Genomic DNA, 15,269 nt, shown 5'->3' on the forward strand with positions numbered 1-15,269 from the left:
GCGTCACGCGTCTTATGGTCCTAGCATCACTCTCGGTCGTCCTCGGTCTGGCGCTGCTTCTATGGAGTGCCGATCGCTTCGTCGAAGGCGCTGCGGTGACCGCGAAGCATCTCGGGATGCCGCCCTTGCTGATCGGCATGGTCGTCATCGGGTTCGGCACCTCGGCCCCGGAAATGGTGGTCTCGGCGATTGCGGCCTTTCAGGGCAACCCCGGGCTTGCGCTCGGCAACGCCTATGGCTCGAACATCACCAACATTGCGCTGATCTTGGGTCTCACCGCGATCATCAGCCCCATCGCGGTTCACTCCAGCGTGCTCCGCAAGGAGCTGCCGATCCTTGCCGGTGTCACCCTCTTCGCCGTGGTGTTGCTCATGGACGGCGAGCTGACCCGCATGGACGCTTGGGCGTTCCTGGGCGTTTTTGCGGCATTGATGGGTTGGACCATCTGGCAAGGTCTGCGAGAACGCTCGGATGCCTTGGCCGGGGAGGTCACGCAGGAGCTCGATCAGGCGCGGATGCCGCTGCGCCGAGCCTTGATTTGGCTGGGCGTTGGCTTGGTCTTCCTGATCATCAGCTCGCGCATGCTGGTCTGGGGATCGGTCGAGATCGCCCATGCCTTGGGCGTGAGCGATCTCATCATCGGTCTGACGATCGTTGCGGTGGGTACCTCGCTCCCGGAGCTGGCCTCCTCCGTCATCGCCGCGCGCAAGGGCGAGCATGATCTCGCCCTGGGCAACATCATCGGGTCGAATCTCTTCAATACGCTCGCCGTGGTCGGGATCGCGGGGGCCATCCATCCGATGCTCGTGCCGCCGGAGGTCATCTCACGCGACATGATGGTGATGGGGCTGCTCACGCTGTCCTTGTTCGTGATCGGCTACGGGTTCCGCGGTCCGGGTCGAATCAACCGGGTCGAAGGCATGCTGCTTCTGGCCTGCTACGTCGGCTATACCGCCTACTTGATCGGCACCGTCTTCGGGGTTTAAACCGCGTCAAGAGCGATATGCGTTGTTTTCATGGTGTGTTTGGCTTCGGAGATGTCCTCGATCTCGGTGGGGCGCGGTTTAAAATTTAATGTTTTTCAATATTTTAAACCGCGCCGCCTCCAGCGGTCGTCAAGTCTGCCGTGGCCGGTCCCATCCAAAAACATCGCATACCGCGCTGGGCGCGGTTTAAGCGCCTCGAGCGCGCGGGGGCAACACCGCTTGAGTGCGTCGTGAGTCAGCCGAGGACAGGGTCTGGATTGATCCAGGTCAGGCTTTGATGTCGGGTCGCGTGTCGACACATTGACGTGGCGCTCGCGAAAACCCTACAGTCCCGCGTTGATTGTCCGGTGCCTCGAAGGCTTTCGCCTTCGGGGTTAAACGGGAAGTCGGTGCGCGGTGCCCTCGGGACCCGCAAAGCCGGCGCTGCCCCCGCAACGGTAGACGAGTCAAGACGCGGCGAAATGCCACTGTGAGTCATCACGGGAAGGCGCCGCGTCCGGGATCCGATCCCGCTCGTAAGCCCGGAGACCGGCCGGATGATCGGGGACCGTTTCGATGTGTCTCGCATGCGTGCACGGGCCGACCTGACGTCGGCCCGTGTCGTCTTCGAGTGATCGAACGGAGCCTCGAACCGGGGTCGCGCGGGGCGGCCGGCCGGGATGCCGGCCCCGTCGCATGTCTACGGCTCCGCTCTCGCCCGACGTCGTTCTCTCGACCCCTTCTTCTGTTGGCCCATGCGGGTGCGCTCGGGCCTCTGTCGGAGTTTGTCGATGAGATTTCCTGTTATGGCGGCGGCTGTGTCGCTGCCCCTCGGTTTGCCTGTCTACGCGGACACGCAGACCCTGATCCTCGACCCCTTGGTGGTGACGGCGACGCGAACGCCGGAGACCGAAGGCCAAACCCTGGCCTCCGTGAGCGTGATCGATCGCGACGAGATCGAGCGCCGTCAGTTTCGCTCGGTTCCGGATGCGCTGCGCGGCCTGCCGGGTGTCTCGATCTCGGGCAGCGGCGGGGCCGGTCAGCCCGCGTCGCTCTTTCTGCGCGGGACCAATGCCGGTCATGTGCTGGTCCTGATCGACGGCGTGAAGGTCGGGTCGGCGACCCTCGGCACCGCGCCCCTGCAGGATCTTCCGATCGCTCAGATCGAGCGTATCGAGGTGGTCCGCGGCCCGCGCTCGAGCCTCTATGGCTCGGAGGCGATCGGCGGTGTGATCCAGATCTTCACGCGCCGCGGCGGCGGCGAATTGCGACCGCGCTTCAGCGTCGGTGCAGGGAGCTTCGACACCGCGAGCATCTCGGGCGGCATCTCGGGCGGCGGCGAGCGTGGCTGGTTCGACCTCGGCGCCAACATGGAGCAGACCGACGGGATCGACGCCTGCGAGGGCCGCGCCTTTCCCTTCGCCGGCTGCGGCGTGGACGAGCCGGATCGCGACGGCTATCGCAATCTGGGGTTAAGTGCGCGTGCCGGTTATGAGTTCAGCGACCAGGCCAAGGTCGATTTCAGTCTCCTCACCTCCGACAACCGCACCGACTTCGATGGCTCCATCTTCTCGGGCAACCTCTCGCGCTCCGAGCAGCAGGTCTTCGGCGTGGAGGGCACCTTGCGTCCGCTCGATGCCTGGACCCTGATCCTCTCGGCCGGTCGCAGTCAGGATACATACCGGGCGTTTTATGCGGACGCCTTCGTCCCCGAGCGCTTCGTCGACAGCTTCGAGACCGAGCGCGACAGCTTCGGGATCCAGAACGATCTCGCCTTGATCCCGGACCAGCTCTTCACCTTGGGTCTGGACTATCAGGTCGACCGCGTCGCGGGCACGGTGGACTACACGGACGACTCGCGCAGCAACACGGGCGTCTACGGACAGTATCTCGGCTCCATCGGCGCGAACGAGCTTGCCGCCAGCCTCAGATACGACGACTACCAGCAGTTCGGTGGACAGACGACCGGCAATCTGGCGTGGGGTTATCTCTTCGATCAGGGGATTCGCGTGTCGCTGTCCTACGGCACCGCCTTCAAGGCACCCACCTTCAACGATCTCTACTATCCCGGATTCGGCAACCCGAATCTGTCCCCGGAGGAGTCGGCCAGTGTCGAGCTGGGTTTGACCGGAACCCTCCCGCTCGGTCGCTGGGAGCTGAGTCTCTACGAGACCGACATCGACGACCTGATCGCCTTCGATGCGGCGACGTTCGCGCCGGCCAACATTGCCTCGGCCCGTATCCGAGGCTTCGAGGCGTCCGGGATCGTCCAAATCCAAGAGTGGGATCTCGGCGCGAGTCTCACCCTGCTGGATCCCGAAAACCGCTCGAACGGCCCGAATCAGGGTAATCTGTTGCCGCGACGCCCCGAGCAGATGCTTCAGCTCGACCTCGACCGCCAGTTCGAGCGCTGGTCGGCCGGTCTGAGTGTCTATGTCGCAGGGCGTAGCTTCGACGACCTGGCCAACAACGAGCGCCTGGACGGCTATACCCTGTTGGGTCTGCGTGCCGAGTATGCCTTCACCCCGTCGGTGCGGATTCAGGGGCGACTGGAGAACGCACTCGACGAGGACTACCAGACCGCGTTTCTGTTCAACCAGCCGGGGAGGGCGTTTTACCTGACCTTGCGATACGAGCCGTAGAATCGCCGCCAGCCGCCAGCCGCCAGCCGCCAGCCGCCAGCCGCCAGCCGCCAGCCGCCAGCCGCCAGCCGCCAGCCACCAGCCACCAGCCACCAGCCACCAGCCACCAGCGAATAGACGAAGGCTGATGGCTGGCGGGATGAAGCAGGAAGCAGGAGGCAGGAGGCAGGAGGCAGGAGGCAGGAGGCAGGAGGCAGGAAGCAGGAGGCAGGAAGCAGGAGGCAGGAGGCAGGAGGCAGGAGGCAGGAGGCAGGAGGCTCCCCCGCAATCGACCCGCTTTCGACACCCCGTGCGACCGCCTACAATGGCTGCACGGGACTTGAGCAACACCACATTGTCGCCCCGGCGACGCGACCAGGAGACTCGACCTCATGACCCCCATCACCGACGCTCGAAGCCGTATTCTGATCGGCCTTGCCTTGGCCGCGCTCATGGCGGCGACCCGCGGACAGCAGTTCGCCCCGCTGGCGCATCATCTTCCGGATGCCTCGCTGGCCGTCTTCTTCCTTGCCGGTCTGTATCTGCGCTCGATTTGGGGCTTCCCGGCCCTGTTCGGTCTGGCGACCGTCATCGACCTGACCGCCATCGGCTGGGGCGGTGTCAGCGGTTACTGTTTGACTCCGGCCTATTGGATGTTGGTTCCGGCCTATGGCGTGGTCTGGGGGATGGGGCGCTGGTCCGCCGGTCGTCTCGAGTTGACCAAGGAAAGCCTGCCCTTGCTCTTCGGCGCGCTGCTCATCGGCGGTGTCCTGTCCGAGGTCTTCGCCAGCGGCGGTTTCTATCTCTTCTCCGGTCGCTTCGCCGATCTGAGTGCGCTTGAGCTGCTTGGGCGCTTCGCGACCTACATGCCCGCGACCCTGCTGCATCTGATGGTCTACGTGGGCCTGGCGGCGATCGTTCATCTCACCCTGGCGCGCGCCCTGCCCGGTGCTCGCTCTGAGCGTGCGCGTTCGCAATGACCGACGACAGCGCACAGGAGCGCCATCGCCGGCGCATGCAGCGCCAGAAGGAGCTGGTGGATGCCCGCATTGCGCGGGCGGACCAGGACTGTGGTGTCCTGGTCGTCAATACCGGCAACGGCAAGGGTAAGAGTTCCTCGGCCTTCGGGATGGTCGCCCGCGCGATGGGCCACGGCATGAAGGTCGCCGTGGTCCAGTTCATCAAGGGCAGCTTCGCGACCGGCGAGGAGGCCTTCTTCAGGCGCTTTCCCGAGCTCGAGTATCACGTGATGGGCGAGGGCTTCACCTGGGAGACCCAGGACGCCGAGGCGGATCGGCGCGCGGCGATGGCGGCCTGGGACAAAGCCGCTGCCTTCCTCGCCGATCCGGCCTTCGGCATGGTGGTGATGGACGAGCTCAACATCGCGCTCAAGCTCCGCTTGGTCCCGCTCGACGTGGTTCTCGATGCCTTGCAGAACCGTCCGATCCATCAGCATGCAGTCGTCACCGGTCGCGCGGCGCCCGCGGAGTTGATCGAGATCGCCGACACGGTCACCGAGATGCGCCCGCTCAAGCATGCCTTCGATGCCGGCATTATGGCGCAGAAAGGGGTCGAACTCTGAGCACGGAAGATCCGTTGGGTCCTGGCTCCGAACTGGGCGGACGCAGCCTGATCCTCGGCGGGGTGCGCTCGGGCAAGAGCCGCCTGGCCGAGCGTCTGGCCATCGACAGCGCATTGCCGGTTGTCTATGTGGCGACCGCCCGGGCGGGGGATGCCGAAATGACCCGGCGGATTGCCGGGCATCGCGAACGCCGCCCGCGTGACTGGGGTCTCATTGAAGAACCGCTCTTGTTGGCCGAGGTACTGGCGCGCGAATGTGCGCCCGATCGCTGTATCCTGGTCGACTGTCTTACACTCTGGCTGACGAATTGGCTTATGAAAATGGATGAATCGGGTCTGCACGCTCAGACCCGGGCGCTGCTCGATGTCGTTGCACGGGCGCCCGGGCGCCTCGTGATGGTCGGCAACGAGACGAGCATGGGCGTGGTGCCGCTCGGCGATCTCTCGCGTCGGTTCTGTGACCTGGCCGGTGTACTGCATCAGGATCTGGCTACACGCTGCGATCAGGTCATCCTGAGCGTCGCCGGTCTGCCCCTCGTGCTCAAAGGAGAAGCGGCATGATTGAAGGTCTACGCTGGATCACCCAGCCCTGTCTGCCGATCGATGCCATGGCCGCCGATGCGGCGCGGCGCCGGCAGGATCAGCTCACCAAACCACGCGGCTCGCTGGGGCGTCTCGAAGAGATCGCGATCCGGCTCGCCGGATTGCAGGGCACCCCCACACCGTCGCCCGATCCTGTGCAGGTCCTGTTGTTCGCGGCCGATCACGGGGTTGCGGCCGAGGGTGTCTCGGCCTTTCCGCAGGCCGTGACCAACCAGATGGTACGCAACATCGCCGGGGGCGGTGCCGCGATCTCGGTGCTCGTGCGTGCACTGGATGCGCGCATGGAGATCACGGATCTCGGGACGGTCGAGGATCCGGGGCCGATTCAAAACGTGCGCCCCGAGCGCATCGGCGCGGGAACCGGCAACATCGCGCGCGAGCCGGCCATGACCGACGAGCAGCTCGCCGCGGCCATGAATGCCGGCCGCGCCGCGGCCGAGCGTGCCGTTGACAGCGGGGCGCGCTTGCTGATTTGCGGGGAGATGGGGATCGCCAATACCACCCCGGCCACGGCCCTGGCCTGCGCGCTGCTGGATCTGCCGGCCGGTGCGCTCGTCGGGCCCGGCACCGGGCTGGATGAGCCCGGGGTCGCACGCAAGGCCGAGGTCATCACCAAGGCGCTGGCATTGCATGTCACTTCCGATCGGAGCCCGCTGGAGCTGCTGGCCCGGCTCTCCGGTTTCGAGCTTGCCGCGATGGTCGGTGCCTTCATCACGGCCGCCCAGCGCGGACTCCCGGTGTTGGTCGACGGCTTCATCGTGAGCGCATCGGCCCTCGCGGCCGTGCGCCTGCAACCCGAGGTGCGCGATTGGCTGCTGTTCTCGCACGGCTCCGCGGAACCCGGACATCGCCGCATCATGACGGCGCTGGATGCCGACCCGCTGCTGGATCTAGGTCTACGGCTCGGCGAAGCCAGCGGTGCGGCCGTCGCCGTGCCCCTGTTGCGTCTGGCCTGTACGCTGCACCAGCAGATGGCGACCTTCGGCGAGGCCGGGGTGAGCGAGGCCTGATGCAGGATCGCTTCGTGGATCTGCTGCGCCACGGCGAGGCGCAGGGCGGCGCGCGCTTTCGGGGCGGACACGACGACCCGCTCAGTGCCGAAGGCTGGGATCAGATGACCCGTGCGACCGCCGTGAATCCGGATTGGACGCGGGTCGTCTGCTCGCCGTCGCGGCGTTGCAGCGCGTTCGCCCAGCGCCTCGCCGAGAGCAACAAAATCCCCCTGGTGATCCTGTCCGGGCTGCGCGAGCGTGGTTTCGGTGCTTGGGAAGGGATGGCCGCGCACCAGATCCCGGCCGAGGAGCTGACGCGCTTTTGGGACGATCCGGTCGGCTACGCGCCGCCCGGCGGCGAGCCGTTCGAGATCTTCCGCGAGCGGGTCATGGCGACTTGGCGTCAGGTGTGCGATGAGTGCGAGCCCTTCACCTTGGCCGTGACGCACGGCGGCGTGATCCGGGTCGTCCTCGCCGAGGTGCTGCGGATGCCGTCCGAGGCATCGCTCCTGATCGAGGTCCCCCCGGCCTGTCTGTCCCGCCTGCGCGTGCCGGAGTCTCCCGGGCGACCCAGTCTCATGCGCCACGGGCCTCCCTGAGTGGACCTGCGTCCGCTCTGGCTTGCCGGACGTCTCCTGACGCGTCTGCCCTTTCCCGAGCCGAGCCCCTTCGAGGCGCGACTCTCGGGCCTGTCGGTGCCGTGGTATCCCGCGATCGGTGGGCTGTTGGGCGTGTTGCTGACCTTGGCCGCGACCGCGCTCGCATCCGTGGATCCGGGTGTCGCGGCGGCCTTGGTTCTGATCCTCTGGGTCTGGTCCACCGGGGCGTTGCACCTGGACGGTCTGGCCGACAGCGCAGACGCCTGGGTCGGCGGGCTTGCGAGCCGCGAGCGGACCCTGGAGATCATGAAGGACCCGCGTTGCGGACCTGCGGCCGTGACCGCGATCGGGCTCGTCCTGATCGCCAAATGGGCCGGGCTCCAGGCCCTGATTGCCGGCGGCACCGTCTGGATTTTGCTGCTGATTCCGCTGTTGGCAAGGGCACAGTTGCCGCTGCTGATGCTGACCACACCCTATGCCCGTGACCGGGGGATGGCCTCCGAGCAGATGGCACAATTGCCGCGTCGCGCGGCGTGGGCGGCAACCCTGATTGCGGGGATTGCCTGTATCGCGATCGCCGGTTGGATCGGACTCGGGCTATGCGCCGTGACCCTTCTGGTCTTCGGGCTATCGCGCCGAACCATGATGAACCGGATCGAGGGGTTCACGGGAGATACCGCCGGTGCCCTCGTCGAGATTACGGAGACGGTGCTGCTGCTCGTCGTTGTTGTCCTCTCAGCGGTCTTTACCCCTTAAACCGCGTCCAGAGCGAGATGCTAATGGTGCAGTGTAGCGATTCCGAGACCGTCCGAGATCATTTTCGTTGTCGTTGTCGTTGTCGTTGTCGTAATCGACCATCATACGATTACGACAACGACAACGACAACGAACGGTCTCGACACATCTGTCGTGCTGCACTCGCCTCAGCGCAACCTACGAAGCGAATTCCTGTTTGATTCGCGCCTGTAGCTTTTTGGCCTGCTTGAAGGCTTCTTTGAGCATCAATCGGTGCAGCTCGTTGAGGTCGTCGGGGTCGACGCGATTGACGGCCTCCGGGTCCTTGGTCGTGAGCTGTTGGTGGATGCGGAACCGTTGGATCAAGTGGAAGGACTCGATCTCGGCGGCGATCTCCTCCGGGTCACGTCGTTTTGCCGCACCGGCGAGGCGCAGACGCTCGGCGGTGCTGGTCGCCCAGATGCCGTGTTTGAGTGCCCAGAGCCGGCCGGCGTCCATGAAGAAGCGTGCGCCTTGGGTTTTGAGATCGATGGTGTGCGGGAAGTCCCGATTGCGATCGAAGGCGAATTGCCCGGCCCAGCCGAGCGGCGGGGCGACGCCGAGCGCCTGCTCGGCCAGACAGTGGAAGAAGCGCGTCTGCTCGGGCGCGGTGCGGCTCAGCCAGTCGCGCAATCGGTCGACCGGCTCGTCGCTGCCGTAGAGCGGGCGGAAATCAAAAAAGATGACGGCGTTGAGCAGGGCCTCGGGCTCGGGCTCGCGCAGCCACGTCTTGAAGTGCTTGCGCCACTCGTCCGCACTCAGGCACCAAGCGGGGTTGCCGGCCATGATGTTGCCGCGGCAGCGCTCGAAGCCGCAGAAATGCAGCGCCTGGTTGACCGCTTGGGCGAACGGCAGGAAGGACTGACGGACCGACTCGGTGCTGTCCGGGTCCGGCGGCACGAAGAGCAGTCCGTTGTCCTGATCGGTCGAGAAGGTCTGCTCGAGGCGACCCTCCGATCCGAAGGCCATCCAGCACCAGGGCACGGCGGGGAGGTCGAACTCGTCTTCGATCAGCTCGATCACCCGCATGGCGATCAGGTCGTTGAGACCGGACATCCAGTAGCAGAGTGTCTCCACGCCCATGCCGGAGTGGAAGAGCTCCGCGCCGCGCCGCCGCACCCGATCGGCGGCCAACGCCATGGCCTCGACGTCGCGAGCCGACTTGATGCCGGCGATCAGAACCTCCGCCCCGCCGGCGCGCAGCCCGAGCAGGTCGGTTTGGTTGACCAGGCCGAACAGACGCCCGTCATGCTCGGTCAGGAGCAGGTGCTCGGCACCGCGCTTGGCCATCATGACCCGTGCACGATGCGCGGGTGCGTCCGCGGTGAGTGTGAGTGGAGCGCCGATCATGTGGACGGCGACAGGATCGTCGAGCCCGCCGCCCTCGAAGCCGATCACATGCAGCATGTCGCGCAGCCGGATCAGGCCCAAGGGCAGGCCGCTCGCGGGATCGCAGACGACGGCGGCGTCCAAATGATCCTGACTGAAATGATAGAGGGTCTCGCGCAGGCTGGTCCCCGGGCCGACGATCAACGGCTGTCGCCGCGCCAAGCTGCGCAGAAGATCCTGGTCGGTTCCTCCCGCGGCCGGGAGATCCGACGTTTCGTTCACCGGGTGCTCGGTCTCGGACATGCGGTTACTCCGTCCTCGTCAGGTGCGTTCGAGCAGTTCCTTGACCTTGTCGACCAGGTCACGGGTCGAGAAAGGTTTGGACATGTAGGCGTCGGCACCGAGGGCGAGCCCCTTGTTTTGCTCCGCATCGCGCCCCTTTGCGGTCAGCATCAGGATTCGCGTTCCGGCCAGCCCCGGATCGGCGCGCACCGCTTCGAGTACGGCGAAGCCGTCGAGTTTGGGCATCATCACATCGAGCACCACCAGGTCAGGGCGATGCGTGCGCACGGCGGCCAGACCGGCCTCGCCGTCGCGCGCCACGCGCACCTCGTGTCCTTCGCGCATCATCAAAAACTCAAGCGAGATGACAATGTTGGGCTCGTCGTCGACGATCAGGATCCGCTTATTCATGGTCAGGCCTACGGTCCGTTGGGTTACCCGGATGGGCGGGCAGCTCGAAGCAAAGGGTAGCACCTTTTTCGGGCGCGCTTTCCGCCCAGATGCGACCGCCCAGATTGTCGATGATTCGACGGCTGATGGGCAAACCCAGCCCGGTCCCCCCGGGCTTGGCGCCGCCCCGGGCGGTCTGATGGAACTTCTCGAAGACCAGCTCCAGGTCGCTCTCGGGGATGCCGTAACCGTTGTCCTCGACACAGACCCGCCAGGCCGCGTCGGCGCGCGCGAGTCCGATCCAGACCTCGCCCGATCCGGTCGGGGCGAACTTGGCGGCGTTCGACAGCAGGTTCACCAGCACCTGAACGATGCGGTCGCGGTCGCCCCAGACCATGGCGGACTCGCCGGGCAGCTCCAGATGGACGCGGCAGCCGCGCTCCTCGACATATTGCTCGGTGGCCGACACGGCTTGGTGGATGACGGTCTGAAGCTCCACCACCTCGGTGCGCCAATCGGCATGGCCGGACTCGATCTTGGCCAGATCGAGCACCTGGTTGACCAGGCGCGAGAGTCGCTCGGTCTCGCTGACCAGGATGCCGAGGAAGCGGCGCCGTTGCTCGAGGTCGATGTCGGGGTCGTCGAACAGGATTTCGGAGAAGGCGCGGATGGAGGCGAGCGGCGTGCGCAGCTCATGGGTGACCGATGAGATGAAATCGTCTTTCATGCGGTCCAGATCCTGGAGCCTGATGTTGGCCGCGCGAAGCTCCTCGGTGGCGGCTTCCAGCGCCTGTGATTTCTGCTCGAGCTGGCGGCTGTAGGCCCGGATCTGGGATGCCTCGTCGAGGATGTTCAGCACCTCGTCGAGCCCGAGCGGCTCCTCGTCGGTCACCGAGGCGACCATCACCCGGGCCGAGGCGCCGCCGATCGCCCCCGAGAGGAGTGTCTCGGCGAAATAGACGGTTTCAGCATCGGCCGGAAGCGCCTCGGGCGAGACCGCGCCGCGCGATCGGGCGTACTGGATGAATGCCGCGCGGGTGCGTACCGATCCGAGGAAGCGCTCGGCCAATCTCATCAGCTCCGCGATCTCGGCGCTCCCGCGCCACAGCGGCGCGCTCGCGAGCGCGGTGCGGCGCGAGGCATCCACGAAGATCCCGGCCTGGGATGCCTCCGCGACATTGGGTGCGCGTAGGGAGGAGACGAATAGAAAGGCGCCGATGTTCGCCGTCAGGCTCCAGAAGAGACCATGTGTGATCTCGTTCCAGCCGGTGAGGCCGAACAGCGCCATCGGAGCCAGGATGTCGACCCCGCCGAGACCCGATTCCATGAAGGCCGGCGGGAGCCAACCGGACTTCGCGAACGAGGGCAGCAGGAGCGTGTAGATCCAGACCAAAAAGCCCGCGAACAAGCCCGCAAGTGCGCCCTCGCGCGTTCCGCCCCGCCAATAGAGCCCGCCGATCACGGCCGGTGCGAACTGCGCGACGGCCACGAAGCTGATCAGACCGATTCCGACCAGGGCATAGGCCTCGCCGGCGAGCCAGTAGTAGAGGAAACCGAGCAGGAGGATCACCACGATGGCGCCGCGCCGAATGGTGAGCAGCAGACGCCCGAGATCCGCGGCCGGCGGGCGTCGGCGCCAGCGGTGCAGCAGCGCGGGCAGGATCAGATCGTTGCTGACCATGGTCGAGAGTGCGATGGTTTCCACGATCACCATACCGGTCGCCGCCGAGAGCCCCCCGATGTAGACCAGGAGCGCGAGCCAGGGCTGCTCGAAGGCGATCGGCAGGGTCAGCATGAAGGTATCGGCGTTGACCGTGCCGTCCGGGAAGGTCAGGAGTCCCGCGATGGCGATCGGGACCACGAAGAGGTTGATGAGCAGCAGATAGAGCGGAAACAGCCAGATGGCACGGCGCAGATGGCGCTCGTCGCTGTTCTCCACGACCGCGGCCTGGAACTGGCGCGGCAGCAGAATGACGGCCAGGCCGGCCAGCAAGGAGATGGCGAACCAGTCGGCAAAGGGCGAGATGCTCGGCTCGAGCAACGGAAGCAGCAGCGGGCTGTCCGGGATCGGGGGCAACGCCGGCCCGCCCAATCCAAGGAGACCGAAGGTGATGAAGAGTCCCATTGCGAGAAACGCGACGAGCTTGACGATGGATTCGAAGGCAATGGCCGCGACCAGCCCTTCATGGCGCTCGCTCGCATCCAGATGCCGGGTGCCGAACAGGATGGTGAAGGCGGCCAGCAGGAGTGCGACTACGAAGGCGGTGTCGCCCCAAAAGGGTCCGTCGCCGTGCACCGGCATTCGGACCTGCGGATAATGCGACAGGATGGTGAAGCTCCAGGCGATCGCCTTGAGCTGCAGCGCGATATAGGGCACCACGCCGATCACGGCGATGACGGTCACCAAGCCGCCTAGCACCTGGCTCTTGCCGTAACGCGAGGCGATGAAGTCGGCAATGGAGGTGATGCGCTCGGCCTTGCTGACCCGCACCATCTTGACCAGCAGCGAGCCCCACAGGATCACCATCAGGGTGGGACCCAGATAGATGGGCAGGAATCCCAGGCCATTCTCGGTGGCGCGTCCGACGCTGCCGTAGAAGGTCCAGGCGGTGCAATAGACGGCGAGCGAGAGGGCATAGATCGTCGGGCGCGCGATGACCGAGCGTCCCTGCTCGGCGCGCCGATCGGCCCAGTAGGCGACCGCGAAGAGGAGTCCCAGGTAGGCGAACGAGATCCCGATAATCAGCGGGCCGTTGATCATTGCGCCGGTGCTCGCGCGGATCAATCGCGTGTGCGCGACACGATCCAGGCCGCGATGGCGATCAACGCGGCCCAGGTGACGAAGAGATAGATCAACAGGACCGGGATCCCGAGCCAGCGCCCGAGCGTCTCGAACTGCATGACCAGCGGCGAGAACAGCAGCAGCATCCCGCCCAGGAAGAGCAGCAGCAGGCGTTGTCGCAGCAAGGTTGCACGGGGCATAGGCCGGTGACCGGATGAGGTTCGGGCATGCTTGCGGAGTATATACCGAGCACACGCGGGTTTTTCGGCGCATTGCACGCCCCGCGCACGCCGGGCCGGCCTGATACTTCCTCGCCGGGGGCAATCCGCCTCGTCGGCGCGCCATGCCCCGACGGGTGCGGGACGCGCCCGGGTTTACGAAAAAACCACGTGCGCGCGGTATCGTGAGCGAACAACCGGTCGTCTGGTCTGTCGACACGGGAACGGGTTTCGATTGCTTCAGTCCGCTCTCACATATCTTGAGTACGACCATCACGGGTGCGGCGTCGGGGAATCGCACGCTGCTGAAAACCTCCGTGAGCGAGCAGGGCTTTCACGACCTTTTCGAGGAAACGTGGCGTGACACTCCGTCGAACGAACCCGAACCCGAACCCGACACCAATTTCGATGTCCCCGTGCGATGAGGAGCGAGCATGCTGCAATCCATGACACCGACCATGATCCCGATCGCCGAATCGCGGAACCCCGCGCGCGTGCGTCCATCCGGAGCGCCGAGTTGGGCCTGCATGCTGCTGTTGTGGAGCCTGACAGGAGGATTCGCGCTCACCGAGTCCGCGCTGGCGGACGAAGAGGATTGGCCCGAGATGGACCTCGAGGCGCGTATCGCGGCGGTCAGTGACGGCGAGCTTCGATTCGTCGGACCCGAACGTGCCGCCGACACCCATCGGCACGTCAATCGGATTCGTATCGGGGCCGAGAGTCTGCGCGAGGGATGGATCGAGCTGACCCAGTGTCACGAGAATCTCGACGCGGTCCGCGCGGCACAGATCCTCTTCAGCGCCGAGCGGATCCGCAGTCTGGAGGTGGTCAGCGCGCACGGGATCGGGCGTGCCTGGGTGGAGGGGCCTTCGGTCCAGCTCACGGATATCACGCCCGAGGCGACACTCTGCATCCGCGCCGAGACCCGCGCCCTGTTCGCTCTCGGCGACGGGCGTTACCGGCTGCGCAACGGCCCTTATATGCGCCGCTTTCTCGACGGCTACTACCCCATGCAGGTGGCCTTGGACGTCTCTTACCCGGCCGATCGACTTGCACTGGTGCAGCACCAACCGCCTTCCCAGCCCGGATTCGAGGTGCGTGCCGAATCCGGGCATGTCGCGGTGGATGCCGCCTTCGAAGGGCGGCTCTTCACCTGTTTGGACTTCTGCGAGACCGGTTCCTCGGACTGCGAGCTGGCGGTCAGTGAGTGCTCGCAGTAACGGCTTTCCGGTCCCTGGTGTCACGCATCCTGGTGGCGCTCTGCGCCGCGTGCCGTGATCGCCGCAGTGACGCACACGGTCGAGGATCCGGGTCGTGGGTTGAGCCTCTGCGGCTCGCTAGCCCTCTTGGGCCTCAAGGTTGTTGTGCAATGGCTTGGATAAACTCTGCGGGTTCCTGAATGGTGAATGATGGATGGTCGAAATCGGGGCCGTTGAGGGTGACGAGGCAGTCGAGTCCGATCCTGCGCGCGCTCTCGAAGGTGAGGGCATCGTCGAGGTCCTGCCAGCCGAGACCGATGGCACCGTCGATCACTGCGGCATCCACCGGAGCGATCGCCAGGATGGTACAAACGCGCTGAATCGCCGATCGCGCGCGGGTTCTGCCTAGCTTGCGTGCGAGCTGGGAATGGAGCGGGTCGATGGCTGCGGCGCAGACATAGCCTTGAATGCGGCCCTTGGCCGCGAGAGAGAGGATGGCGTTCGATGCGTTGTCGGGCTCCTGCTCGTTGTTGAGTGCGTCCATCAAGACCGTGATATCGACAATTGTCTTGGGCGTTGCGATCATCGCCTTCCTCCTTGCTTCGTTGGTTGTTTGAATCCTTGGGTGTCCGAATCGGGAGCCCTCTATTGAAGGCGTTCGGAATCGCCTCCTGCGCGGCCGGATGCGACACGGCCGCAGCGTGGTCGGCGGGGTACCGCCGTCTCGGGAGTCGGGGTGCTGAGGTGTGTTCCGGAATCGCTGCGAGTCGAGATGAAGCGGGGATCATCACGGACGTGGCTTCGAGCGGCGCCGGCTGCGTCGCTCGGCAGTCGGGCATCGAACACCCTGCGCGGGGACTGAATGTCGGCGGCCTCGTCGTGAAAACAAGCCCGATCCGAGCAAGACCGCATCGAGTACCAGGGTGCCGCTCGG

The 15,269-nt window shown here is 65.6% G+C and carries 14 protein-coding genes and 1 riboswitch; of the genes, 9 read left to right on the plus strand and 5 right to left on the minus strand.

What is annotated here, in order from left to right; all coding sequences use genetic code 11:
- The first annotated feature begins 14 nt into the window (after positions 1-14).
- The 8 genes from BDD21_RS13965 to BDD21_RS14000 all read left to right on the plus strand — a co-directional run bounded on the left by BDD21_RS13965 (position 15) and on the right by BDD21_RS14000 (position 8,117).
- The gene (locus BDD21_RS13965; protein WP_120797663.1) at positions 15-986 is read left to right on the plus strand and encodes a calcium/sodium antiporter; all 972 of its coding nucleotides are present in this window, start codon (positions 15-17) and stop codon (positions 984-986) included.
- Positions 987-1,314: 328 nt separating this feature from the next.
- Positions 1,315-1,537, plus strand: a riboswitch (cobalamin riboswitch).
- A gap of 219 nt (positions 1,538-1,756) precedes the next feature.
- On the plus strand, positions 1,757-3,607 hold the full coding sequence (gene btuB / locus BDD21_RS13970) for a TonB-dependent vitamin B12 receptor (protein WP_211335056.1): 1,851 nt from the start codon (positions 1,757-1,759) through the stop codon (positions 3,605-3,607).
- A 371-nt stretch (positions 3,608-3,978) separates the two neighbouring features.
- Positions 3,979-4,566, plus strand: a complete 588-nt coding sequence (locus BDD21_RS13975; RefSeq protein WP_120797665.1) for a hypothetical protein — start codon at positions 3,979-3,981, stop codon at positions 4,564-4,566.
- Positions 4,563-5,168, plus strand: a complete 606-nt coding sequence (gene cobO, locus BDD21_RS13980) for a cob(I)yrinic acid a,c-diamide adenosyltransferase (RefSeq protein ID WP_120797666.1) — start codon at positions 4,563-4,565, stop codon at positions 5,166-5,168. The genes BDD21_RS13975 and cobO overlap by 4 nt, the downstream gene beginning before the upstream one ends.
- Before the next feature lie 14 nt (positions 5,169-5,182).
- Positions 5,183-5,728: a bifunctional adenosylcobinamide kinase/adenosylcobinamide-phosphate guanylyltransferase gene (cobU, locus tag BDD21_RS13985; protein WP_245969598.1), complete on the plus strand. Its 546-nt coding sequence runs from the start codon at positions 5,183-5,185 to the stop codon at positions 5,726-5,728.
- Complete coding sequence (gene cobT / locus BDD21_RS13990; protein ID WP_120797667.1) at positions 5,725-6,780, plus strand: nicotinate-nucleotide--dimethylbenzimidazole phosphoribosyltransferase; 1,056 nt, start codon at positions 5,725-5,727, stop codon at positions 6,778-6,780. Before cobU ends, cobT begins: the two co-directional genes overlap by 4 nt.
- Entirely contained in the window at positions 6,780-7,361 is a 582-nt protein-coding gene (locus BDD21_RS13995) for a histidine phosphatase family protein (protein ID WP_120797668.1), read from the plus strand. Before cobT ends, BDD21_RS13995 begins: the two co-directional genes overlap by 1 nt.
- Entirely contained in the window at positions 7,362-8,117 is a 756-nt protein-coding gene (locus BDD21_RS14000) for an adenosylcobinamide-GDP ribazoletransferase (RefSeq protein ID WP_120797669.1), read from the plus strand.
- Between the two features lie 177 nt (positions 8,118-8,294).
- Here BDD21_RS14000 and BDD21_RS14005 read toward each other — a convergent pair whose 3' ends face one another.
- Genes BDD21_RS14005 through BDD21_RS14020 form a run of 4 tightly spaced genes read right to left on the minus strand, consistent with a single transcriptional unit; the run spans position 8,295 to position 13,118 of the window.
- On the minus strand, positions 8,295-9,767 hold the full coding sequence (locus tag BDD21_RS14005) for a DUF294 nucleotidyltransferase-like domain-containing protein (RefSeq protein WP_120797670.1): 1,473 nt from the start codon (positions 9,765-9,767) through the stop codon (positions 8,295-8,297).
- An 18-nt stretch (positions 9,768-9,785) separates the two neighbouring features.
- Complete coding sequence (locus BDD21_RS14010) at positions 9,786-10,157, minus strand: response regulator transcription factor (protein WP_120797671.1); 372 nt, start codon at positions 10,155-10,157, stop codon at positions 9,786-9,788.
- Complete coding sequence (locus BDD21_RS14015; RefSeq protein WP_120799927.1) at positions 10,150-12,897, minus strand: sensor histidine kinase; 2,748 nt, start codon at positions 12,895-12,897, stop codon at positions 10,150-10,152. The genes BDD21_RS14010 and BDD21_RS14015 overlap by 8 nt, the downstream gene beginning before the upstream one ends.
- 20 nt (positions 12,898-12,917) lie before the next feature.
- Positions 12,918-13,118, minus strand: a complete 201-nt coding sequence (locus tag BDD21_RS14020; protein WP_120797672.1) for a hypothetical protein — start codon at positions 13,116-13,118, stop codon at positions 12,918-12,920.
- Between the two features lie 452 nt (positions 13,119-13,570).
- On the opposite strand from BDD21_RS14020, the gene BDD21_RS14030 reads away from it, so the two are divergent.
- The gene (locus tag BDD21_RS14030; protein ID WP_120797674.1) at positions 13,571-14,356 is read left to right on the plus strand and encodes a hypothetical protein; all 786 of its coding nucleotides are present in this window, start codon (positions 13,571-13,573) and stop codon (positions 14,354-14,356) included.
- Positions 14,357-14,489: 133 nt separating this feature from the next.
- Here BDD21_RS14030 and BDD21_RS14035 read toward each other — a convergent pair whose 3' ends face one another.
- Positions 14,490-14,921, minus strand: coding sequence for a PIN domain-containing protein (locus BDD21_RS14035; protein WP_120797675.1), 432 nt, complete (start codon positions 14,919-14,921; stop codon positions 14,490-14,492).
- Between the last annotated feature and the right edge of the window lie 348 nt (positions 14,922-15,269).

This window comes from Thiocapsa rosea, from assembly GCF_003634315.1.
GTDB lineage: Bacteria > Pseudomonadota > Gammaproteobacteria > Chromatiales > Chromatiaceae > Thiocapsa > Thiocapsa rosea.